The organism is Kitasatospora griseola, from assembly GCF_014648555.1.
GTDB classification, from domain to species: Bacteria; Actinomycetota; Actinomycetes; order Streptomycetales; family Streptomycetaceae; genus Kitasatospora; species Kitasatospora griseola.
Window position 1 is genome coordinate 187,127 of sequence record NZ_BMRI01000013.1, and the last position, 21,528, is coordinate 208,654.

At 72.2% G+C, this 21,528-nt stretch carries 21 protein-coding genes; 10 read left to right on the top strand and 11 right to left on the bottom strand.

From position 1 onward, the window contains the following. Together IEZ12_RS38695 and tdh are read right to left on the bottom strand one after the other, a co-directional pair. Positions 1 to 591: aminotransferase class I/II-fold pyridoxal phosphate-dependent enzyme (locus IEZ12_RS38695; RefSeq protein ID WP_229847678.1), on the bottom strand; the 591-nt coding region annotated here is incomplete at its 3' end. Between the two features lie 52 nt (positions 592 to 643). Continuing rightward, entirely contained in the window at positions 644 to 1,675 is a 1,032-nt protein-coding gene (gene tdh / locus IEZ12_RS19000) for an L-threonine 3-dehydrogenase (protein WP_043911954.1), read from the bottom strand. A 400-nt stretch (positions 1,676 to 2,075) separates the two neighbouring features. Between tdh and IEZ12_RS19005 the strand changes: the two genes are divergently transcribed. Further along, positions 2,076 to 3,755: a carbohydrate binding domain-containing protein gene (locus tag IEZ12_RS19005; protein ID WP_189273054.1), complete on the top strand. Its 1,680-nt coding sequence runs from the start codon at positions 2,076 to 2,078 to the stop codon at positions 3,753 to 3,755. Positions 3,756 to 3,810: 55 nt separating this feature from the next. Here the strand turns inward: IEZ12_RS19005 and IEZ12_RS19010 are convergent, their stop codons facing one another. Beyond that, positions 3,811 to 5,106: a hypothetical protein gene (locus tag IEZ12_RS19010; RefSeq protein ID WP_189273055.1), complete on the bottom strand. Its 1,296-nt coding sequence runs from the start codon at positions 5,104 to 5,106 to the stop codon at positions 3,811 to 3,813. Positions 5,107 to 5,111: 5 nt separating this feature from the next. Between IEZ12_RS19010 and IEZ12_RS19015 the strand changes: the two genes are divergently transcribed. After that, the gene (locus tag IEZ12_RS19015; RefSeq protein ID WP_189273056.1) at positions 5,112 to 5,390 is read left to right on the top strand and encodes a hypothetical protein; all 279 of its coding nucleotides are present in this window, start codon (positions 5,112 to 5,114) and stop codon (positions 5,388 to 5,390) included. A 149-nt stretch (positions 5,391 to 5,539) separates the two neighbouring features. Here the strand turns inward: IEZ12_RS19015 and IEZ12_RS19020 are convergent, their stop codons facing one another. After that, on the bottom strand, positions 5,540 to 6,757 hold the full coding sequence (locus IEZ12_RS19020) for an FAD-dependent monooxygenase (protein ID WP_189273057.1): 1,218 nt from the start codon (positions 6,755 to 6,757) through the stop codon (positions 5,540 to 5,542). Positions 6,758 to 6,926: 169 nt separating this feature from the next. On the opposite strand from IEZ12_RS19020, the gene IEZ12_RS19025 reads away from it, so the two are divergent. Then, the gene (locus IEZ12_RS19025; RefSeq protein WP_229847679.1) at positions 6,927 to 7,892 is read left to right on the top strand and encodes a TetR/AcrR family transcriptional regulator C-terminal domain-containing protein; all 966 of its coding nucleotides are present in this window, start codon (positions 6,927 to 6,929) and stop codon (positions 7,890 to 7,892) included. Here the strand turns inward: IEZ12_RS19025 and IEZ12_RS19030 are convergent. After that, complete coding sequence (locus IEZ12_RS19030) at positions 7,865 to 8,929, bottom strand: ATP-dependent DNA ligase (protein WP_189273058.1); 1,065 nt, start codon at positions 8,927 to 8,929, stop codon at positions 7,865 to 7,867. The two genes, IEZ12_RS19025 and IEZ12_RS19030, sit on opposite strands and share 28 nt — an antisense overlap. 166 nt (positions 8,930 to 9,095) lie before the next feature. Here IEZ12_RS19030 and ligD point away from each other — a divergent pair, with 166 nt between their 5' ends. Next, positions 9,096 to 10,088, top strand: coding sequence for a non-homologous end-joining DNA ligase (gene ligD, locus IEZ12_RS19035; protein WP_189273059.1), 993 nt, complete (start codon positions 9,096 to 9,098; stop codon positions 10,086 to 10,088). Positions 10,089 to 10,152: 64 nt separating this feature from the next. On the opposite strand, the gene IEZ12_RS19040 is transcribed toward ligD, so the two are convergent. Continuing rightward, positions 10,153 to 10,947 (bottom strand): class II aldolase/adducin family protein, encoded by a 795-nt coding sequence (locus IEZ12_RS19040; RefSeq protein WP_189273060.1) that lies wholly within the window; start codon positions 10,945 to 10,947, stop codon positions 10,153 to 10,155. A gap of 127 nt (positions 10,948 to 11,074) precedes the next feature. On the opposite strand from IEZ12_RS19040, the gene IEZ12_RS19045 reads away from it, so the two are divergent. After that, positions 11,075 to 12,175 (top strand): helix-turn-helix domain-containing protein, encoded by a 1,101-nt coding sequence (locus IEZ12_RS19045; RefSeq protein WP_229847680.1) that lies wholly within the window; start codon positions 11,075 to 11,077, stop codon positions 12,173 to 12,175. 94 nt (positions 12,176 to 12,269) lie between these two features. Here the strand turns inward: IEZ12_RS19045 and IEZ12_RS19050 are convergent, their stop codons facing one another. Next, on the bottom strand, positions 12,270 to 12,506 hold the full coding sequence (locus tag IEZ12_RS19050) for a chaplin (RefSeq protein WP_043911942.1): 237 nt from the start codon (positions 12,504 to 12,506) through the stop codon (positions 12,270 to 12,272). Positions 12,507 to 12,725: 219 nt separating this feature from the next. On the opposite strand from IEZ12_RS19050, the gene IEZ12_RS19055 reads away from it, so the two are divergent. Beyond that, complete coding sequence (locus IEZ12_RS19055; RefSeq protein ID WP_189273062.1) at positions 12,726 to 13,103, top strand: alpha/beta fold hydrolase; 378 nt, start codon at positions 12,726 to 12,728, stop codon at positions 13,101 to 13,103. 73 nt (positions 13,104 to 13,176) lie between these two features. Here IEZ12_RS19055 and IEZ12_RS19060 read toward each other — a convergent pair whose 3' ends face one another. From IEZ12_RS19060 to IEZ12_RS19070, 3 genes are read right to left on the bottom strand one after another with little or no spacing between them, the layout of a single operon-like run. Further along, positions 13,177 to 13,905, bottom strand: coding sequence for a succinate dehydrogenase/fumarate reductase iron-sulfur subunit (locus tag IEZ12_RS19060; protein WP_043911941.1), 729 nt, complete (start codon positions 13,903 to 13,905; stop codon positions 13,177 to 13,179). Beyond that, positions 13,902 to 15,845 (bottom strand): fumarate reductase/succinate dehydrogenase flavoprotein subunit, encoded by a 1,944-nt coding sequence (locus IEZ12_RS19065; protein ID WP_189273063.1) that lies wholly within the window; start codon positions 15,843 to 15,845, stop codon positions 13,902 to 13,904. The genes IEZ12_RS19060 and IEZ12_RS19065 overlap by 4 nt, the downstream gene beginning before the upstream one ends. A gap of 32 nt (positions 15,846 to 15,877) precedes the next feature. Next, entirely contained in the window at positions 15,878 to 16,627 is a 750-nt protein-coding gene (locus IEZ12_RS19070; RefSeq protein ID WP_189273064.1) for a succinate dehydrogenase cytochrome b subunit, read from the bottom strand. An 84-nt stretch (positions 16,628 to 16,711) separates the two neighbouring features. On the opposite strand from IEZ12_RS19070, the gene IEZ12_RS19075 reads away from it, so the two are divergent. After that, positions 16,712 to 17,635, top strand: a complete 924-nt coding sequence (locus IEZ12_RS19075) for a LysR family transcriptional regulator (protein WP_189273065.1) — start codon at positions 16,712 to 16,714, stop codon at positions 17,633 to 17,635. 121 nt (positions 17,636 to 17,756) lie between these two features. Next, a complete protein-coding gene (locus IEZ12_RS19080) occupies positions 17,757 to 18,299 on the top strand; it encodes an MOSC domain-containing protein (protein ID WP_189273066.1) in 543 nt (180 codons plus the stop codon). Positions 18,300 to 18,320: 21 nt separating this feature from the next. On the opposite strand, the gene IEZ12_RS19085 is transcribed toward IEZ12_RS19080, so the two are convergent. After that, positions 18,321 to 19,265, bottom strand: a complete 945-nt coding sequence (locus tag IEZ12_RS19085) for an alpha/beta hydrolase (RefSeq protein WP_189273067.1) — start codon at positions 19,263 to 19,265, stop codon at positions 18,321 to 18,323. A 140-nt stretch (positions 19,266 to 19,405) separates the two neighbouring features. Here IEZ12_RS19085 and IEZ12_RS19090 point away from each other — a divergent pair, with 140 nt between their 5' ends. Continuing rightward, positions 19,406 to 20,059, top strand: a complete 654-nt coding sequence (locus IEZ12_RS19090) for a TetR/AcrR family transcriptional regulator (RefSeq protein WP_189273068.1) — start codon at positions 19,406 to 19,408, stop codon at positions 20,057 to 20,059. A 438-nt stretch (positions 20,060 to 20,497) separates the two neighbouring features. Beyond that, the coding region (locus tag IEZ12_RS19095) for a M4 family metallopeptidase (protein WP_373295494.1) at positions 20,498 to 21,528 on the top strand (1,031 nt) is incomplete at its 3' end.

Consider the following 21,528-nt stretch of genomic DNA (forward strand, 5'->3'; position numbering starts at 1 on the left):
GCAGATCTCGGCGAGCGGGGCGATGTAGCCGTCCATGGAGAACACGCCGTCGGTGACGATCAGCCGGCGGCGGGCGTCCTGGGTGGCCTTGAGCTGCTGCTCCAGGTCGGCCAGGTCGCGGTTGGCGTAGCGGTGGCGGCGGGCCTTGGAGAGGCGGATGCCGTCGATGATGGAGGCGTGGTTGAGGGCGTCGGAGATGACCGCGTCGCGCTCGTCCAGCAGGGTCTCGAAGACGCCGCCGTTGGCGTCGAAGCAGGAGGAGTAGAGGATCGTGTCCTCCTGGCCGAGGAAGTGGGACAGTCGCTGTTCCAGTTCCTTGTGCACGTCCTGGGTGCCGCAGATGAAGCGGACGGACGCCATGCCGTAGCCCCAGCGGTCCAGCGCCTGCTTGGCGGCGTCGACCACCTTGGGGTGGTCGGCGAGGCCCAGGTAGTTGTTGGCGCAGAAGTTGAGCACCTGGCCGCCGGTGCCGGAGGTGACGGTGATCTCGGCGGACTGCGGGGTGCCGATGACGCGTTCGGGCTTGAACAGGCCGGCTTCGCGGATCTCGGCGAGGGTGGCGGCGAGGTCGTCGCGGACGGTGTCGAACACGGGGGTGTCGCTCCTAACGAAGGGTCAGCAGGCTGGCTTGCCGAGGGGCGGTCTAGAGCGTGGTCCAGTCGAGGATGACCTTGCCGCAGTTGCCGCCGGCGGCCTCGTCGAAGGCGGCCTCGAACTCCTGGACGGGGTGCCGGCCGGTGATCACCGGGCTGAGGTCGAGTCCGCCTTCGAGCAGCACGGACATCGCGTACCAGGTCTCGAACATCTCGCGGCCGTAGATGCCCTTGATGGTGAGCATCGAGGTGACCACGGCGGACCAGTCGATCGGGAACTCGTCGGCGGGCAGGCCGAGCATGGCGATCTTTCCGCCGTGCGTCATGTTGGCGATCATCGACTGCATGGCCTCGGGGCGGCCGGACATCTCCAGGCCGACGTCGAAGCCCTCGCGCAGGCCGAGCTGGTGCTGGCCGTCCTCGATGGTGTGCTTGGAGACGTCCAGGGCGAGCGTCACGCCGAGCTTGCGGGCCAGCTCCAGGCGGTACTCGGAGACGTCGGTGATCATCACGTTGCGGGCGCCGGCGTGCTTGGCGACGGCAGCGGCCATGATGCCGATCGGGCCGGCGCCGGTGACCAGGACGTCCTCGCCGACCATCGGGAAGGACAGCGCGGTGTGCACGGCGTTGCCGAACGGGTCGAAGATGGCGGCCACGTCGAGGTCGACGGGGACGCGGTGCACCCAGACGTTGGAGGCGGGAAGTGCGACGTACTCGGCGAACGCGCCGTCCCGGTTGACGCCCAGGCCGATGGTGTTGCGGCACAGGTGGCGGCGGCCGGCCAGGCAGTTGCGGCACTTGCCGCAGACCAGGTGGCCCTCGCCGCTGACCAGGTCGCCGACGTTGATGTCGGCGACGGCGGCGCCGATCCGGGCGACCTCGCCGACGAACTCGTGGCCGATGGTCATCGGGGTCTTGATGGTCTGCTGGGCCCAGCCGTCCCACTTGCGGATGTGCAGGTCGGTGCCGCAGATGCCGGTGCGCAGGACCTTGATCAGGACGTCGCCGGGACCGATCTCCGGCTCCGGGACGTCGGTCATCCACAGGCCGGGGGCGGCGTCCAGCTTGACGAGTGCCTTCACTGCGAGGGCTCCTGACGCGAAGTGCGGGCGGTCCTGCGGTCGGCAGGCCCGGGTTCGGGGCTGCGCAGGGTCGGCAGTCCCGTGGGTGGCCCGGCATGCGGCGGTCGACCGGCCGGGCAGGGTGAAATCTGCCTGGTCACGGTGGGTGCGGTCCATCGAGGAATTCTTAACGGGTGCCACAGCAGGGCTGAACGATCGTGCCCGAGCAGGGTGGCGGGGCGGTCCGCGGCGTGCCGGAAGGCACCCGGACGGAGCAGCGCGACGGGCCCTGACGGCGGGTCTCCGGGGGTCTCCGGGCCGTCCGTACCTTGACCTGGTCTTGACAGTCGGGATTGGTCCAGTCCATTTTGTTGTCGCGCTCCCCGCACCTCCAACCCCCATCCCCCACTGGAGGTCCCCCATGCATGCCCCCAATCGCCGGGCCACGGCGGTCGGCGCCGCCGCGCTGCTGCTGGCGGGCGCCGCGATCGCGGCCGTCCCGAGCTCCGCGAGCGCCGCGAACATCCTGACCAACCCCGGCTTCGAGACCGGCGCCCTGAGCGGCTGGTCCTGCTCGGGCGGCACCGGCTCGGTCGTCTCCACCCCCGTGCACGGCGGCTCGAAGGCGCTGGCCGGAGCGGTCACCGCGTCGGACAACGCGAAGTGCGCGCAGACCGTCGCGGTGCAGCCCAACACCACGTACACGCTGTCCAGTTGGGTGCGCGGCAACTACGTGTACCTCGGCGTGACGGGCGCCGGTTCGACCTGGACGCCGTCGGCGTCCGACTGGAAGCAGCTGTCGGTGACCTTCACCACCGGCGCCGCCCAGACCAGCGCCGAGGTGTACCTGAACGGCTGGTTCGGCCAGGGCACCTACTACGCGGACGACGTCAGCCTGGACGGCCCCGGCGGCAACCCCGCGGACACCCAGGCCCCCACCGCCCCGACCAACCTGGTCGCCACCGCCACCGCCGCCACCCAGGTCTCGCTCTCCTGGGGCGCGTCCACCGACAACGTCGGCGTCACCGGCTACGACGTCTACCGCAACGGAACCCTGGCGGCCACCGTCACCGGCACCACCGCGACCGTCACCGGCCTCACCGCCTCCACCGCCTACACCTTCACCGTCAAGGCCCACGACGCCGCAGGCAACGCCTCCGCCACCTCCAACTCCCTTGCCGTGACCACCCCTTCGGGCGGTGGCGGCACGCCGGGCGGCTTCAAGCAGGCCGCGCCGTACCTGTACAACGGGTGGGGGAACCCGCCGTCGCCGACCACGGTGATGAACGCCAGCGGGATCAAGTGGTTCACCCTGGCGTTCGTGCTGGCGCAGAACGGCTGCAACCCGACCTGGGACAGCCAGCGGCCGCTGCTGAACGGCGTCGACCAGCAGACCATCAACGCGGTGCGGGCGGCCGGCGGTGACGTCGTCCCGTCGTTCGGCGGCTGGTCGGGCAACAAGCTCGGCCCGAACTGCGCGGACGCCACCGCACTGGCCGGGGCCTACCAGAAGGTGATCGACGCCTACCAGTTGAAGGCGATCGACATCGACATCGAGAACACCGACGAGTTCGAGAACTACACCGTCCAGGACCGCATCCTGGGCGCGCTGAAGATCGTCAAGCAGAAGAACCCGGGCATCCGGACCATCGTCACCTTCGGCACCGCCATCAGCGGGCCGACGGCGGACGGCAACCGGCTGATCGAGCAGTCGAAGGCACTCGGTGCGGACATCGACGTCTTCACCATCATGCCGTTCGACTTCGGCAACGCCTCGACCGACATGTACGCCGCCACCGTCAGCGCCGCCAACGGCCTGAAGAACAAGCTGAAGTCGGTGTACGGCTGGGACGACGCCACCGCGTACTCGCACCTGGGCATCTCCGGCATGAACGGCCTCAGCGACAACAACGAGACCACCTCCATCGCCAACTGGACCGCGATCCGCGACTGGGCCAACACCAACCACATCGCCCGCCTCGCCTTCTGGTCCGTCAACCGCGACCGCGGCTGCGCAGGCGGCGGCCTGCAGGAGACCTGCTCCGGCATCGCCCAGAGCGACTGGCAGTTCAGCACCATCACGGCCGGTTTCACCGGCTGACGCCATGAGTCGGGCGCGGCTCCGGTCCTCCCCCACGAGGACCGGAGCCGCCTCTTCAGAACGGCGGGGCTTCCCAACCGCCAGCCCTCGCGCCCGAGTCGGCCCCGGCACCCCGCCGAGCCCGTCGGCCGTCGCTCACGCCCGGCAGGTAGTGCGCCAGGTACGCGAGGTGCTCGGGGTCCACCTCGTCCGGTCGCCTGCGCTCCTCGATCGCGTCGATGAGGCTGCCCTCGACGAAGAAGCGGTAGGCGAAGATCTCGGTGCTCGGCGCGTTCCAGAACAGTTCCGGGGGCTTCGGCACGACCACCTCGCCGTCCGGTCCGTAGCGGAGGCCGGGCTCCGAGGTGAGGTCCCGGTCCGAACTGACCACCGCCGACTGCCCGTTGTGATGCAGGTACAGGTACCAGACGATGCAGCTCTGCTGGTCGCGGAAGAACGCCACCAGCCGGTCGGCCGGGTCGAGCGGGCTGGGCACCGGGCCGGCCACGTCCGTCCACGCGCCGCCGCCGACCCGGTCGAGGCAGCGGTGCAGGTTGGCCCTGGTGATCAACGCCAGGAAATCCGCCGGGAGTTCGAGCCCGTCCCGGGCCAGCTCGGCCGCGATCGGGTCCGTCACGGCGGTGCGGTGGTCCAGCGGCTCGCCGATCTCGCCGAACCACGCGTAGTCGCCGACGAAGGACGCCTCGTCCAACGGCGGCACGCTGTCCGGGGCGTAGGCCTGGAACCAGGCGAAGGTCCGGTCCTGCTCGTCGTACGGGCGGTAGGGGCCGATCCCGTACCCGGCCCAGCAGGCGGGCAGGCGCACCGCCGACGGGCCGTCACCGATCACGCCGTAGGTGCGCTGCGATCCCACGATCACCCGCGTGTGCGGGCTCCGCCGCGCCTCCGGCAACCGGACGTCCGGGTGGCCGAGTTCGTCCGGCAGCGGGTCCCGCTCGGACGGGTGGACCGGCGCGGGCCCGGACGCGGGCACCAGGATCCGTCCGAGGTCGTCGCGCCGGTCCTCGGGCCACCGGGCGTCGATGGCCCGGGCGGTGGCGGTGCAGTCGGGACACTCGTCCCGGCCGCCGCCCCACATGCCGAACGGCGAGCCGGTCAGGTCCGGCCGCTCGATCCCGCACAGCGTGCGCCGGAAGTACCCGTACGCGTGCCGCCGGGCGTCCGGCAGCATGTCCGTCCAGGCCGCCTCCCACCGCAAGTCCCACTCGCTGTACGCCTGCCGGACGGTCGCACCGTCGCCACCGACCCGCACCACCGCGAAGCACCAGGTGCAGATCCAGGTCTCGCGGGTCCACCGGCTCGGCGGCAGATCCCACTTGGCCGACTCGTGGTCACAGATGTCACAGCGCATGACACATGATCATGCCGCCCACCGCCGACACCCGCTGTCCGGGCACTGTGCTGCGCCGCGCGACCGAGCCGTCGAGCATGCGTCTCGCCGAACGTCTCGACAGCCGCACCGACCAGCACGAGCCCACGCCGGAGGCGGACGCGGAGCTGAAGCTCGACCGGTCCACCGACCCGGTCGCCGCGGCCCTGCGCGACGCGCTGGTTCGGCGGCTCCGCGAGTCCCCGCCGTCCGCTCGGCCCGGATCGAGCACACCCGGCCGCAGGCCACCGACGAGCAGTTCCTGATGCTGCACGTCGCCGTGGCCGAGGACCTGCCCTCCGACTGCGCCGACCGCCTGATGCAGACCTTGCTCTGCGAGGAGGTGAAGCCCGGCGGCCCCCGTACCCTCGCCCCCGGCCGAGCGCCGCTGGTTCGGCCGGCCCTGACGGCGATCTCAACTCCGCTGCAAAGACAGCACGTTGGTGTAGGCCGGCAGCTCGACGTCGCTCGCCTTCGCCGCCTGAGCCGCCATCAGGGTGCGCAGGGGCCGGCGGGTCATCCAGCGCATGGACGCGGCGCGGAGGGCGATCATGGCGCGGCCGTTGGGGGCGTAGCCCGCCATGCCGCCCGGGGGGAGTTCCTGGGCCTTGGCCGCGTAGGGCTTCATCCGGTCCTGGAAGCGGGCGAAGGCAGTGGTGAAGTCGCCTTCGGCGGTGGCGAGTTCGCCGGCCAGCAGGTAGGCGCCGACCAGGGCGAGGCTGGTGCCGAGGCCGGTGAGGGGGGTGGGGCAGCAGGCGGCGTCGCCGATCAGGGCCGTGCGGCCGCGGGTGTAGCGGTCGAGGCGGACCCGGCCGAGGTGTTCGAAGTAGAAGTCGTCGGCCTCCGCCATCGCGGCGAGCAGTCGGTCGACCTCCCAACCGGCCCCGGCGAAGCGGTCGGTGAGCAGGCGCTGCTGGGCGGCGCGGTCGCGGCGGTCGTGGACGAGGGGGGCGGAGCGGAAGCTGAGTCCGGCCTTGACTTCGCCGGGCGCCCGGCCGGGGCGGGCCATCGCCACCCGACCGCCGGGGGCGTTGTACATCAGGAACCAGTCGTCGAGGTCGAGGTTGAGGCGGGCGGTGAACCAGGCGGTGTAGCCGCCGATGGGGACGACGTGCTCGCTCTCGGGGCCGAAGGCGAGGCGGCGGACGGTGGAGTGCAGGCCGTCGGCGCCGACCACCAGGTCGAAGCGGCGCGGCGGGGCGTTCTCGAAGGCGACGTCCACCCCGTCGGCGTCCTCCCGGAGGGAGGTGATGGTGTCGTCGAAGAGATATTCGACGTCGTCGGCGGTGGCCCGGTGGAGCACGGCGGCGAGGTCGTCGCGGAGGATCTCCAGGTCGGAGACGACGCCTTCGCCGCCGAAGGCCTCGGTGGGCAGTTCGGCGAGGCGCTTGCCGTTCCGGTCGACCAGGGCGAGGCCGCGCTGGTCGACGGCGAGCTGCCGGACCTGGTCGAGCAGGCCCATCCGGTCGATGACGGTGCGTCCGGCGCCGCGCAGGTCGACGGTCTGTCCGCCGGGGCGGGGCCCGGGGGCGCGCTCCACCACGACGGGTCGAAAGCCGGCCTTGCGTAGCCAGTACGCCAGCGTGGGTCCGGCGATGCCACCGCCGGAGACGAGGATGTCCGCGTTCTTCATGACACCGAACGTACGCCGTACGCGCCGCACTGAGCAACCGATACAGCAGGTATTTATGAATTGCTGCACTAGTGCACTAGTGCGCTCCGAGACGGTCGGAACCCCGATACGGTGCCGCGGCGGGCAGCTAGCATGGGCCGACTGGTGCACTAGTGCGGAGGTGGAGCGGGTGGACCGCTACGAACAGATCGCGGGCGAACTCCGGCAGCGGATCGAGCGCGGCGAGCTGCGGCCCGGCGACCGGGTGCCGTCCACCCGGGAGATCACCCGCCGCTGGAACGTGGCGATGGCCACCGCCACCAAGGTGCTCGCGGAGCTGCGCGGCCAGGGCCTGGTCCGGGCGGTCCCCGGCGTCGGCACGGTGGTCGCCGAGGCCGCCTCCCCCGTTCGGACGCAAGCACCGGCCCGCCCGGCCGCCGGCGAGCGGCAGATCCCCCGCCGGCTCACCGTGGAGGGCGGCCTGACGACGGATCGGATCGTCGCGGCGGCGGTGGAGATCGCCGACAACGAGGGCCTGGAGGCGCTGTCGATGCGCCGGGTCGCCGCCGAGCTGGACGCCGCCACCATGTCGCTGTACCGGCACGTCCCCGACAAGGACGGCCTGGTCAACCTGATGATGGAGCAGGTCTTCACCGCTGTCGGGTTCTCCGCCGCCGACGCCGGACTGCCCTGGCGGGCCCGGCTGGAGCTGGCAGCCCGGCTGCTCTGGGACGCGTTCCGGGCGCACCCCTGGCTGGCGTCCGCACTGTCGATGACCCGCCCCCAACCGCTGTCCAACGCCCTGCCGTTCGGCGAGTGGGTGCTGTCCACCCTGGCCGCCGAGGGCCTGGATCTGCAGACAGTGCTCACCGCCTACCTGACGCTGTTCAACTACATCCGCGGCACCGCGCTCAACCTGGAGATGGAGGCCGCTGCCGAGGCCGCCACCGGGCAGGACGCCGAGGCCTGGATGGACCAGCAGGAGCCCCAGTTCATGGAGCTGGTCGCCGAACACCCCACCTTCCTGCGACTCACCATGGAGGGCTACGACTTCGACCTCGACCAGCTCTTCGAGTTCGGGCTGCAGCGCCTGCTGGACGGCTTCGCCGCACTGATCGACTCGGCCGCTCAGCGCAGCAGTTCGCCGAGGTCGTAGGAGACCGGCTCCTCCAGCTGCGCGTACGTGCAGCTCTCCGGTGTGCGGTCCGGCCGCCAGCGCTTGAACTGGGTGGTGTGCCGGAACCGGGTGCCCTCCATGTGGTCGTAGCCGACCTCGGCCACCCGCTCGGGGCGCAGCGGCACCCAGGACAGGTCCTTCTTGCCGGTCCAGCGGCTGACCGCGCCGGGCAGCCGGTCCTCGGCCTGGGCCTGTTCGTCCGCCCAGGCCGCCCACGGATGGCCCGTCAGGTCGTCGCCGTCCAGCCGCAACGGGGCGAGTTCCTCGACGAGTTCACGGCGGCGCGCCATCGGGAAGGAGGCGCTGACGCCGACGTGCTGGAGCCGCCCGTCGGGGTCGTACAGGCCGAGCAGCAGGGAACCGACCACGGGGCCGCTCTTGTGCTCGCGGTAGCCGGCCACCACGCAGTCGGCGGTGCGGGTGTGCTTGACCTTGAACATGGTCCGTTCGCCGGGCCGGTAGGGGGCGTCGAGCGGTTTGGCGACCACGCCGTCCAGGCCGGCGCCCTCGAAGCGGGAGAACCAGGTGCGGGCGGTCTCCAGGTCGGTGGTGGCGGGGGCCAGGTGAACGGGCGGGGCGGTGTCCGCCAGCAGCTGGACGAGTTCGGCGCGGCGTTCGACCAGCGGGCGGGCGGTGAGGTCGTCGTCGTCCAGGGCGAGCAGGTCGAAGGCGACCAGCGAGGCCGGGGTGCGTTCGGCGAGGGTGCGGACCCGGGACGCGGCGGGGTGGATGCGCTCCAGTAGTTCCTCGAAGTGCAGCCGCCCGTCGTGCGCGACGACGATCTCGCCGTCCACCACGCACCGCTGGGGCAGGTGCTCCCGGACGGCCTCCACGACTTCGGGGAAGTACCTGGTCAGCGGCTTGCCGGTGCGCGACCCGAGCTCGATCTCGTCGCCGTCGCGGAACACGATCGCCCGGAAGCCGTCCCACTTCGCCTCGTACTGCATGTCGGGCGGGATCGCGGCCACGGCCTTGGCGAGCATCGGCGAGACCGGCGGCATCACGGGTAGCTGCATGCCTCCGATGGTCGCTGTCCCGCCCGCCGCCCCACGGCGTGTCGGACCGCCCGGCGTGTCGGCGACCTGACGCCGCACCGACGATCCGACGACCGCATCGGCTCCCCGCCACGCCCGAGGTGGCGCAACGCGCGGCCGACGGGCGGCCCGCGCCTAGCGTGGGGGCATGGCTTCTGCTGTGGAACTGGAGGTCGGCGGCCGGACGGTGCGGCTGACCAATCCGGACAAGGTGTACTACCCGGAGCCCGGGTACACGAAGCGGGACGTCGCCGAGTACTACCTGGCCGTCGCTCCGGGGGTGCTGCGCGGTCTGCGGGACCGGCCGACCACGTTGCAGCGTTTCCCGGACGGGGTGGAGGGCGAGTTCTTCTACCAGAAGCGCGCGCCGAAGGGGCTGCCGGAGTGGCTGCCGACCGCGCGGATCGCCTTTCCGTCCGGGCGCAGCGCCGACGAGATCTGTCCGACCGAGGAGGCGGCCGTGCTGTGGGCGGCCAACCTCGGCTGTCTCACCTTCCACCCGTGGCCGGTGCGCCGCGCGGACACCGAGCACCCCGACGAACTGCGCATCGACCTCGATCCGCAGCCCGGCACCGACTTCACCGACGCCGTCCGCGCCGCGCTCCAACTTCGGCCGCTGCTGGAGGAGTTCGGGTTGACCGGCTGGCCGAAGACGTCGGGTGGCCGGGGCCTGCACGTGTACGTGCCGATCGAGCCGCGGTGGACGTTCACCGACTGTCGGCACGCCGTCATCGCGCTCGGCCGCGAGCTGGAGCACCGCACCGGCGGCGAGGTCACCACCAAGTGGTGGAAGGAGGAACGCGGCGAGCGGATCTTCGTCGACTACAACCAGATGGCCCGCGACCGCACCATCGCCTCCCCGTACTCGCTGCGCCCCCGCCCGCAGGCCACTGCCTCCACCCCGCTGCGCTGGGAGGAGATCGAGCAGGTCTCCCCCGCCGACTTCACCCTGCGTACCCTCCCCGAGCGGTTCGCCGAGCTCGGCGACCTGCACGCCGGGATGGCGGAGCGGCCCGCCTCCCTGGAGCGCGTGCTGGAGCTGTACGCGCACCAGGACGCTGGCGACCTGCCCTACCCGCCGGACCACCCGAAGATGCCGGGCGAGCCGCCGCGGGTGCAGCCGAGCCGCGCGAAGAAGTGACGGCGGGTCAGTCGAACAGGTCAGGCGGTTCGACAGCTGAGCCGGGCGAAGAAGTGACGACAGATCAGTCGAACAGGTCGGGCTGTTCCCGGATGATCTGGTCGTGGAGCGGCTGGTAGTTGACCCAGCCGGCCAGGTCGTTGCCGATCTGCCGGTACGTGAGGGCCGCGTTCTCCGGGGAGATCGGGACGGTGGGCCCGGCCGCCTGGGCGAGGAGCTGGACCTGGCAGGAGCGTTCCATCGTGATGAACCACCAGGCGGCGGCGTCCACGGTGGAGCCGACGGTCAGCAGGCCGTGGTTGCGCAGGATGACGGCCTTGTGCGGCCCGAGCGCGGCGGCGATCCGCTCGCCCTCCTCCAGGTCGGTGACCAGGCCGGTGTAGTCGTCGAACAGGGTGTGGTCCTGGTAGAAGGCGCACACGTCCTGGGTGATCGGCTCCAGTCGGCGGCCGAGGGCGGACAGCGCCCGGCCGTGGGTGGAGTGGCTGTGCGCGGCGGCCACCACGTCCGGGCGGGCCCGGTGGATGGTCGAGTGGATGACGAACGCGGCCTGGTTGACCGGGTACCGGCCCTCGACCACGGTGCCGTGGTGGTCGACCAGCACCAGGTCGCTGACCTTGACGTGCTTGAAGGACATGCCGAACGGGTTGACCCAGAAGTGGTCGGTGCGTTCCGGGTCGCGGGCGGTGATGTGTCCGGCGACGCCCTCCTCGAACCCGAGCTTGCCGAAGATCCGCAGCGCGGCGGCCAGGCGTTCCTTGCGGTGGCGACGCTCCTCCTCGACGGTGTCGAAGGACGGCGGCAGCCGGAAGATCAGGTCGGCGGGCAGGCCGTCGAGCAGGGACTCGGTGTCGGGCATGGCAGGTCACCTCTCCGTGGGGAGCGCACAGCTCACCAGGGCCGGCGCGGTCGGGCATAGGCTTGCGGCGCCCAACGCGGACCGCGCCGGTTGTCCGCCGGGGTCAAGCACGGGAGGTGGGCGGCCGGTGGAGGCGTTCGTGCGGCTGGTGGCCGGACGCACCGCGGACCCGGAGGTGCTCGCGGCGGCGGTCCGGGCCGCCCGGGCCGCGTCCGACCTGGTCGCCGCGCTGCCGGAGCGCGAGGTGCGGCGGCACACCCGCGCGCTGCTGGACGGGGTGCGTTCGGCGCTGCAGGGCGACGGCGATCCGGGGCCGAGCGCGCTCGCGGCGGCGGCGCTGCTGGGTTCGGACCGGGCGCAGCAGGGGGTGCCGGTGGCGGCGCTGCTGGACGGTTTCCAGGCGGGGCGCTCGCACCTGGTGGAGGCGGTGATCGCGGAGGGCCGCCGGTGCGGCGTCCCGGCGGACGAGTTGCTGGACGGGGTGACCCGGATCGACCACATCACCATCACGCTGGCCCGCCGGATGGTGCAGGAGCACCGGGTGGCGGAGCTGGCGGCGGCCCGCACGGCCCGCGAGGGAAGTCTGCTGACACTGCGTCACCTCCTGCACGGGGAGCCGGTGGAGTCGCTCACCGCACCGCTCTCGCCGACCGGCCGGTACCGGTGCGTGGTGACGGCGGTGAGCGATCCGGCGCTGGCCGGCCCGCCGGAGCAGGCGCTCGCGGCGGCCGGCCCCGGCCTGTGCGGTTTCGTGGACGGCCGGCTGGCGGCGTTGACCGGGACAGTTCCTGTCCTGCCCCTCGACGGCCCGACCGCCGTCGTCACGCCGCCCGCCGAGCCGTCCGGTCTGGCCCCCCTGTACGCGCTGGCCCGGCAGGCGCTGCGGGCCGCCGAGTCGGCCGGACTGACCGGGCTTCACCGGCTGGCCAACCTGGCGCTGCTCACCGCCACGCCCGCCGACGCCGAGCTCGGGGCGCTGCTGGCGGGCTCCCTGCTGGGCGCGCTGGACCCGGCCGACCCCTTCCACCGGGAACTCGCCGGCACCGCGCTGGCCCAGCTGGCCCACGGCGGCCGCACCGAACGGACGGCCGCCGAGCTGCACGTGCACCCCAACACGGTGAAGTACCGGCTGCGCCGACTGCGCGAGCTGACCGGCGACGACCCGTTGACCGGCGGCGTCGAGCACACCGCGCACTGGTGGTGGGCGCTGCGCAGCTGGCTGGCCTGACGGCCCGCCGGCGGACCTGCGGGGCCGGCGGCCGTCCGGGCCCGCCCGCGGGATGCGGCGGGCCCGAGCAGCACGCGGCTTCCAGCGCCGTCGGTCACTTGTTGATGCAGACGTTCCCGAACGCGGCGTTGCCCAGGCCGATCACGTTGACCGAGTTTCCGCAGATGTTGAGATCCAGGTCGATGGGAACCTGGATCTGGTTGCCGGAGAGGACGCCCGGCGAGTTGGCGGCCACGCCCTCCGCGATGGCGTCGGCGGCGGCGGAGCCGGCGCCGACCAGCAGACAGGTCACGGCCAGGCCGGAGGCAGCGAGGGACTTGCGAATACGCATGACTTTCTCCAGATGTGTTGATCCGATAATCGGAGCTCGATCACACCTGTCCCAGCGGGCCGAACCTCCGCATTGCACGGATCGTGGGCGTGTCCGACGACACCACGACCACCGGCCCGCTCCTCCGACCGGCCGGAACGAACCGGAACGAACCGGCAGAGCGTCAACCAGCGTCCGAAAAGCCGGAGTTGGAGAACGAACCGGCGGTAACGCGGCGACATGACCGAGAACCTGCTGATCGACGCCGCCGGGATCCGACTGACCGGGCTGGCCGCAGGGCCGGTGGACGCTCCCGTCCTGGTGCTGCTGCACGGACTGGGCCTGGGGGCCGCGGACTTCGCCGGAGTCCTGCCCGAACTCGCCGCCGACCGCCGGGTGCTGGCGCTCGATCTGCGCGGCCACGGCGGCAGCGACCGGCCGGGCGCCTACACCCTGGAGCTGCTGTGCGACGACGTGCTCGCCGCACTCGACACGCTCGGACCGGCCCGGGTGGACCTGTGCTGGACATGCTGGAACGACTTCCGGAGCACCCTGGCGGGTGCTCCGGAGGTCTACGAGGGGCAGCTGTACGGGGAGCCGGCCGGCTCGCGCGGCTGAGCCCCGCCCCGGGCCCGCTCGGCCGTGCCTGACCTCGCGGCAGGACCTCGCGGCCCGGTCCGCCCGGGCCCGCTCAGCTCCGCAGGAACTCGCGGTTGAGCCGGGCGATGCCGGTCAGCGGGATGCCCTTGGGGCAGGCGGTGGCGCACTCACCGGTGTTGGTGCAGCCGCCGAAGCCCTCGGCGTCCATCGCGCCCACCATGTTCCGCACCCGCGAGGCGCGTTCGGGCGCGCCCTGCGGGAGGACGTTGAGGTGGACCACCTTGGCCGCGGTGAACAGCATCGCCGAGCCGTTCGGGCAGGCGGCGACGCAGGCCCCGCAGCCGATGCACTCGGCGTGCTCGAAGGCCAGGTCGGCGGCCTCCTTGGGGACGGCGGTGGCGTGCGCCTCGGGGGCCGAGCCGGTGGGTGCGGTGATGTAGCCGCCGGAGCCGATGATCCGGTCCAGCGCGGAGCGGTCCACCACCAGGTCGCGCACCACGGGGAAGGCGCCGGCCCGCCAGGGTTCGACGTCGATGGTGTCGCCGTCCTTGAAGTGCCGCATGTGCAGCTGGCAGGTGGTGGTCCGCTCGGGGCCGTGGGCCTGGCCGTTGATGACCATGCCGCAGGCGCCGCAGATGCCTTCGCGGCAGTCGTGGTCGAAGGCGACGGGGCGCTCGCCGCGCAGGATGAGTTCCTCGTTGAGGGTGTCCAGCATCTCCAGGAAGGACATGTCCTCGCTGATGCCGGAGACCTGGTAGATCGTCATCTCGCCCGGGGTGTCCGGGCCCTGCTGGCGCCAGATGCGCAGGGTGAGGTTCACGCGTAGCTCCGCTGGGTGGGGTGGACGTGCTCGAAGACGAGCTCTTCCTTGTGCAGGACGGGGGCGTCGCCGGTGCCGGAGAACTCCCAGGCGGCGGCGTACGTGAACTCCTCGTCGCGGCGGGCGGCTTCGCCCTCGGGGGTGGCGGATTCGGTGCGGAAGTGGCCGCCGCAGGACTCGGCGCGGTGCAGCGCGTCCAGGCACATCAGTTCGGCGAGTTCGAAGTAGTCGACCAGTCGATTGGCCTTCTCCAGCGCCTGGTTGAGCTCGGCGCCGGTGCCGGGGACCTTGATCCGCCGCCAGAACTCCTCGCGCAGCTCGGGGATCCGGGCCAGCGCGTGCCGCAGGCCGGCCTCGTCGCGGGCCATGCCGCAGTTGTCCCAGAGCAGTTCGCCGAGTTCGCGGTGGAAGGAGTCGGGGGTGCGGTCGCCGTCCACCGCGAGGATCAGGTTGAGGCGGTCGGTCACCTCCGCCTCCACCTCGGCGAGTTGCGGGTGGTCGCCGGGGACGGGCTCCAGCGGCGTGCGGCCCAGGTAGTCGTTGAGGGTGGGCGGCAGGACGAAGTAGCCGTCGGCGAGGCCCTGCATCAACGCGCTGGCGCCGAGCCGGTTCGCGCCGTGGTCGGAGAAGTTGGCCTCGCCGATCGCGAACAGGCCGGGGACGGTGGTCTGCAGGTCGTAGTCGACCCACAGCCCGCCCATCGTGTAGTGGATCGCCGGGTAGATCCGCATCGGCACGGTGTACGGGTCCTCGGCGGTGATCCGCTCGTACATCTCGAACAGGTTGCCGTACTTGGCCTCGACGGCGGCCCGGCCGAGCCGGGCGATGGCGTCGGCGAAGTCCAGGTACACCCCTTGCCCGCCGGGGCCGACGCCGCGGCCCTCGTCGCAGACCACCTTGGCGGCCCGGGAGGCGATGTCGCGGGGCACCAGGTTGCCGAACGCGGGGTAGATCCGCTCCAGGTAGTAGTCCCGCTCGTCCTCGGGGATCTGCGCCGGCGGCCGGGTGTCGCCCTTCGCCTTCGGCACCCAGATCCGGCCGTCGTTGCGCAGCGACTCGCTCATCAGCGTCAGCTTGGACTGGTGGTCGCCGGAGCGCGGGATGCAGGTCGGGTGGATCTGCGTGAAGCACGGGTTGGCGAAGTACGCGCCGCGCCGGTGCGCACGCCAAATGGCCGTCGCGTTCGAGTTCTTGGCGTTCGTCGACAGGTAGAACACGTTGCCGTAGCCGCCGGTGGCGAGCACCACGGCGTCCGCCAGGTGGGTGCGGATCTCGCCGGTGACCAGGTCGCGGGCGACGATGCCGCGGGCCCGGCCGTCGATCACGATCAGGTCGAGCATCTCGGTGCGCGCGTGCAGCTCGACGTTCCCGGCGGCGATCTGCCGGGACAGCGCCTGGTAGGCGCCGAGCAGCAGCTGCTGGCCGGTCTGGCCGCGGGCGTAGAAGGTGCGGGAGACCTGGACGCCGCCGAACGAGCGGGTGTCGAGCAGGCCGCCGTACTCGCGGGCGAACGGCACGCCCTGCGCCACGCACTGGTCGATGATCTCCACCGAGACCTGGGCCAGGCGGTGCACGTTGGACTCGCGGGCGCGGAAGTCGCCGCCCTTGACGGTGTCGTAGAACAGCCGGCGGATCGAGTCGCCGTCGTTGCGGTAGTTCTTCGCGGCGTTGATGCCGCCCTGCGCGGCGATCGAGTGGGCGCGTCGCGGGGAGTCCTGGAAGCAGAACTGGACCACGTGGTAGCCCTGTTCGGCGAGCGTGGCACCGGCCGCGCCGCCGGCCAGGCCGGTGCCGACCACGATCACGGTGTGCTTGCGGCGATTCGCCGGGTTGACCAGCTTGGCCTCGAACCGACGCTGGTCCCAGCGCTGTTCGATCGGCCCGGCCGGGGCCCGGGTGTCGGCGACCGGCGTGCCGACGGTGTAGTCGAGGTAGCTCATCGGGGCCTTCCCGGAAGTCGTGTCGTGGGCGCTCATCGGACCAGCCCCGCCATCACCGCGACCGGCACCGAGACGAAGCCGACCGTCAGCAGCAGCGCCAGCGCGTTCGCGGCGAACTTCAACGCCCGGTCGCGGCGCGGGTTGTTGACGCCGAGGGTCTGCGCGGCGCTCCAGAACCCGTGCCGGATGTGCAGCCCGAGCGCGAGCACCGCCAGGCAGTAGATCCCGCCGCCGTACCAGGTCGAGAACGAGGCCACGATGTTCTGGTACGGGTGCCCCTCCTCGGCGGCCGGGTTCACCGTCAGCGTGGTCAGGTCGAGGATGTGCCAGACGATGAACAGGCCGAGGATCACCCCGCCCCAACGCATCGTCCGGGTCGCGTACGTGCTCTGCCGGCGGCGGTGCACGTACTGCTGCGGGCGGGCCTTCAGATCACGGCGGGACAGCTGGTAGGCGGCGACGCCGTGCGCGACCACGGCGGCCACCAGCACCGGCCGGGCCAGCCAGAGGAACCAGCCGTAGTGCAGCACCGGCTGCCCGATGGTGCGCAGCCAGTGCGCGTAGCCGTTGAGGTCGTCCGGGCCGAGGAACACCTTGAGGTTGCCGAGCATGTGGGCCACCAGGTAGGCGAGCATCACCAGCCCGCTGACCGCCATCACCGCCTTCTTGCCGACGGAGCTGCGCCACAGCGCCACTGCGGCCGACGGGCGCCGGCCCGGTGTGGGGGTCCGACCGGGAGCGGGGGTCCGGTTCACCCGGTTTGTCCGGGTAGCAGAAGCCATGGGCATGACCGTAGGCCCGGCGCGCAGCCGCTGTCCAAGACATGAAAGCGTTGCCGACGATAGGAGATTCCTATGATGGCTGGTGTGCAGTTGCAGCAGCTCGCCTACTTCGTCGCAGTCGCCGACGCCCGGCACTTCACCCGGGCCGCCGAGTCGACGCACGTCTCGCAGCCGTCACTCTCGCAACAAATCCGGTCGCTGGAGCGGGAGTTGGGAGCCGAGCTGTTCCACCGCTCGCGCTCCGGCACCTCGCTGACCGACGCCGGGCAGGCGCTGCTGCCGCTGGCCCGCCGCATCCTGGCCGACGCGGAGAGCGCCCGGCGGGCCGTCGCCGAGACGGTGCAGCTGCGCCGCGGCCGGGTCCGGTTCGGGGCGCCGCCCTCGCTCTGCGCCAGCCTGGTGCCCGAGGTGCTGCGCGCCTACCGGGCCCTGCACCCCGGCGTCGACCTGCGGCTGACCGAGGGCGGCTCGCGCGACCTGGTCCGCGACCTGGAGGCCGGCGAGCTCGACCTCGCCCTGATCATCGCCGCACCGTCCGCCGCGCCCGCCGGCCTGTCCGTCACGCCGCTGCTGCACGAGGACCTGGTGCTGGTCTCCGCCGAACCGCTCCCCCGCCGCCGGGCCCGGATCACCGACCTGCGCGGCCAGGGCCTGGTGATGTTCCGGGAGGGCTACGACGTCCGCGAGACCACCCTCGCCGCCTGCCGCGCCGCCGGCTTCGACCCCGGTTACGCCGTCGAGGGCGGCGAGATGGACGCCGTCCTCGCCGCCGTCCGGGCCGGCCTCGGCCCCGCCGTCGTCCCCGGCATGGTCGCCGCCCGTTCCGGCCTGCGCTCCGCCCCCTTCGCGCCACCCGGCCTGGGCCGCACCATCGCCCTCGCCCACGGCCGCGACCTCCCCCTCACCCGCGCCGCCACCGCCTTCCGCGGCGTCCTGCTCGCCTACCTCCTGGACGCCGACCGCGCCGGCTCCCTCCCCCCGGGCACCCGCCTCCTCCCACCGGACTGACACGCTGCCGGCGGGCGCGTCCCCGGCGGCCGGCGAGATCACCACCACCCGCCGTTCCCCCGGACCCCGGCCACGCATAGGGTGGGTGCACGGAACATCGGTACGACGAGAGGTGGTCCGGGTGTCCGGCACTGTCACGACGGTCAGCAGCAACGGCGAGTACTCGTTCACCAAGCCCAACCGGGACGCGATCCGGCTGCTCGAAGGCCTCGGTGTCGAGGGCGATGTGCACGCGGGTGTCACCGTCAAGCACCGCTCCCGGGTCGCCAAGGACCCGACCGTTCCGAACCTCCGTCAGGTGCACCTGATCCACGCCGAGCTGTTCGACGACCTGGCCGCGGCCGGATTCGCCGTCGCCCCGGGCGACTTGGGCGAGAACGTCACCACGCGCGGCCTGGACCTGCTCGGCCTGCCGGTCGGCGCGCTGCTGCACCTCGGCGCGGAGGCGGTGGTCGAGGTCACCGGTCTGCGCAACCCGTGCCTGCAGATCGACAACTTCCAGCACGGGCTGCTCAAGCAGGTGTTGAAGCGGGACGAGAGCGGCGCGATCGTCCGCCTGGCGGGCATCATGGGCGTCGTCCGCACCGGCGGCCCCGTCCGGCCGGGCGACTCCGTCACCGTCACGCTGCCGGACGGGCCGCACCGGCCGCTCGACCGGGTCTGACGGCGCGGGCTTGACTTTCCGTCAGTCCGCCAGGGCCGCGCGGAGGAATTCGAGGATCTCCGTCCGGGCGGTCCCGGCCTGCGGTTCGAGGCCGGGCAGGGTGAGGAACGCGTGCCCCGCGCCCGGGTATTCGGAGAGCCGCGCCGGCGTTCCCGCCGCCCGCAGCCGCTCGGCGTAGCGGCGGCCGTGGTCGGCGACCGGGTCGCGGGTGGGCACCACGACGAGCGCCGGGGCGAGCCCGCCCAGGTCGGCCGCGTGGAGCGGCGAGACCGCGGCGGTGTCCGCCCCGGGCGGGGCGGCGAGCCGCTGGACGAACCGCAGTTGGGGCAGGGCCAGGGTCGGGGTGGCGGCGTACGCGGCCATGGACGGGTGGTCGAAGGCCGCCCCGGTCACGTCGACCACCGGATTGACCAGGACCTGGGCCCGCAGCTCCAGCCCGGCCCGCCGGGCCCGGATCGCCGTCAGGGCGCTGATCAACGCGCCGCAGCTCTCGCCGAACACGGCCGTCCGGGACGGGTCGACGCCCCACTCGTCGGCGTTCCGCAGCAGGTGGTCGAGGACGTCCCACCCGTCGTCGGCGGCGTCCGTGAGCGGGCTGTCGGGAGCGAGGAGGCGGTGCTCGACCGAGACGACGAGCGCGGGCAGTCGGGCGGCGAGGTGGCTGCTGGTCCAGTCGCACTGCGTCGCCGTCCCCACGAATCCGCCGCCGTGGACGTGAACCACCAGCGGCAGCACGGCACTTCGACCCGCGGCCGGCCGGTACACCCGGACCGGGAGGTCGCGGCCGGGCAGCGCCAACTCCTGCCATGCGATCGCCGCGTCGGGATCGGGCTCGCCGAGGATCGCCCGCGCGGCGGCGGAGGCCCGGTAGCGGTTCTCCGCCTCGCGGTAGGCGAGCAGTTCCTCGGTCGTGATCGTGTCGAAGTCCGGTGCCGGCGGCCGCGCCGCGGCAGTCGTCCCACTCATCCCTCTGCTCCCCTCCCGGCACGGATGCCGAGCATCGCCGCAGCCTGACGGACCGTCAAGCCGCGCATTGCCTCAGTATGCACGCACCGCGTGCATCACCAAGTTCATCCGTTAGGCTGAGCCCGGACGAGAGGGGCGAGATGACTGGCCGCAGGCGATGGTCGACCGAGGAGATCCTGGACGCGGCGGCGACGCTGCTGCGCACGGGCGACGCCGAGTCGTTCAGCGTGCGCAGGCTCGCCGCCGAACTGGGGACGGACTCCTCCAGCCTGTACCGGCACTTCCGCAACAAAACAGAGCTGCTGCGCGCGGTCGCCGACCGGATCCTGCTGGCCTCCATGGACGGCCACCGCCCCGAGGGCGACTGGAGGCAGCGCATCACCCTGCTCGCCCGCCGCCTGCGCGAGGCCTTCGGCGAGCAGCCCCAACTCGCCGCGATCTGGGGGCGCTACGGGTCCGGCGGCACCGGTTCCCGGCTGGTCATGGAGGAACTGCTGCAGGCGCTGCGCGCTTCCGGCCTGCCCGACCGGGAGATCCCGGCGTGCTACCACCGCCTGGTGGTCCTGCTCTCCGCGCTGATCTCCTCCGAGGCCGGCCTCAGCGGCATCACCCCCACCGAGTACGAGCAGGCCATGGAGCAGTTCCGGGTCGCCGTGCTCGGCGCGGACCCCGAGCGCTTTCCCGCCCTGGCCCATTTCGCCCGCGAGATCCGCCCGCTCGGCGCGGACCGCCCTGCCGCGTTCGAGGAGATCCTCGACGCGCACCTCGCCGATATTCAGGCCCGGCTCCCCTGACCTGCCGGACCGCCGACCCGCCGGGAATTCGCCGAATGCGCTTCCTGCCCGCATTCCCGGGCGGGCCCTGTCCACGCGTTCCGGAGCGCCGTCGCGGCCGCGCCCGCATTCCGGTCGGCCTACGCTCCCCCAGGCGTGAGCATTGCCGATGCCAAGACTTCTTGTGGCCGGATCGCCTTCCGGTGTACTTTGGCGTGCCGGACAACTTCCTTTTCCCGTCGCTTTACTGACGGTGCGTCAAAAAGGGTCGCCCTGCGCCGGGGCTGCATTCTCCCCTTCATTCCCCTTGCCATTCCCTTGCCACTCGACGCGGACATGTCGCAAGGGCTTCCGGCAGATCTAGCGTCCTGCCGCCGAGCCGATTCCTGCCGCGACACCACACCCTTTCGGTGCCGTCGGCCGTCCCCCCGTCAACCCGGCTCGGTGGGAGGAAACGCGATGAACCGCAAGACCGCTCTGGCGGCAGCTGGTGCGGCGGGCCTCACCCTGGGCACCGCCGTGGTGGCGGGTACGCAGAACGTCGCGCTGGCGAGCGGCGCCACGCAGTCGGGCGCCGGGTTCCAGGCGATGAGCACGACGGGCCGGCTGGCGGCCCTCGACCAGGCCGGCAAGGAGGCCGCCGCGACGGCGAAGGCGCTGGGCCTCGGCCCGGACGAGCGCCTGGTGGCCAAGGACGTGCTGGTCGACAACGACGGCGCGCGGCACGTCCGTTACGACCGCACCTACCGCGGCCTGCCGGTGCTCGGCGGCGACCTGGTCGTCCACCGCACCAAGAACGGCCGCATCACGTCCACGAGTTGGGCCCACCAGGGGGCGATCACGGTCGCCGGCGTGACGCCCTCGCTCTCCACGCAGGACGCCTCGAAGGCGGCGGAGCGCAGCGCCCAGCACGTCAAGCAGGCCCGCACCACCAACCTGGACACCAGCAACCTGGTGGTCTGGGCGGCCGCGGGCAAGGCACCGGTGCTGGCGTACCGCACCACCGTTACCGGCGCGGGCGAGGCCGGCGCGAACTCGCAGGAAGCCGTCCTGCTCGACGCCAACACGGGTGCAGTGCTGGACAGTTACCAGCTGGAGCAGGGCGTATCGGGCACCGGCAACGGCGTCAACGTCGGCCAGGTCACCCTGGAGACCAGCCAGAGCGGCAGCGGCTACACGCTGACCGACGCGCTGCACGGGTCGACAATCGTCTACGACTCCAACAACAGCCCGCAGTCGAACCCGGCGCAGAACGCCACGACCTTCACCGACACCACCGACAACTGGGGCGACGGCACCACCGCCAACCGCGAAAGCGCCGCCGTGGACGCCTCGTTCGGCCTCGCCAAGACCTGGGACTTCTACAAGAACACCTTCAACCGCTCGGGCATCCGCAACGACGGCCGCGGTGCTCCGGCGTACGTGCACGTGGACAACCAGCTGCTGAACGCGTTCTACGACGACAGCTGCTTCTGCATGTCCTTCGGCGA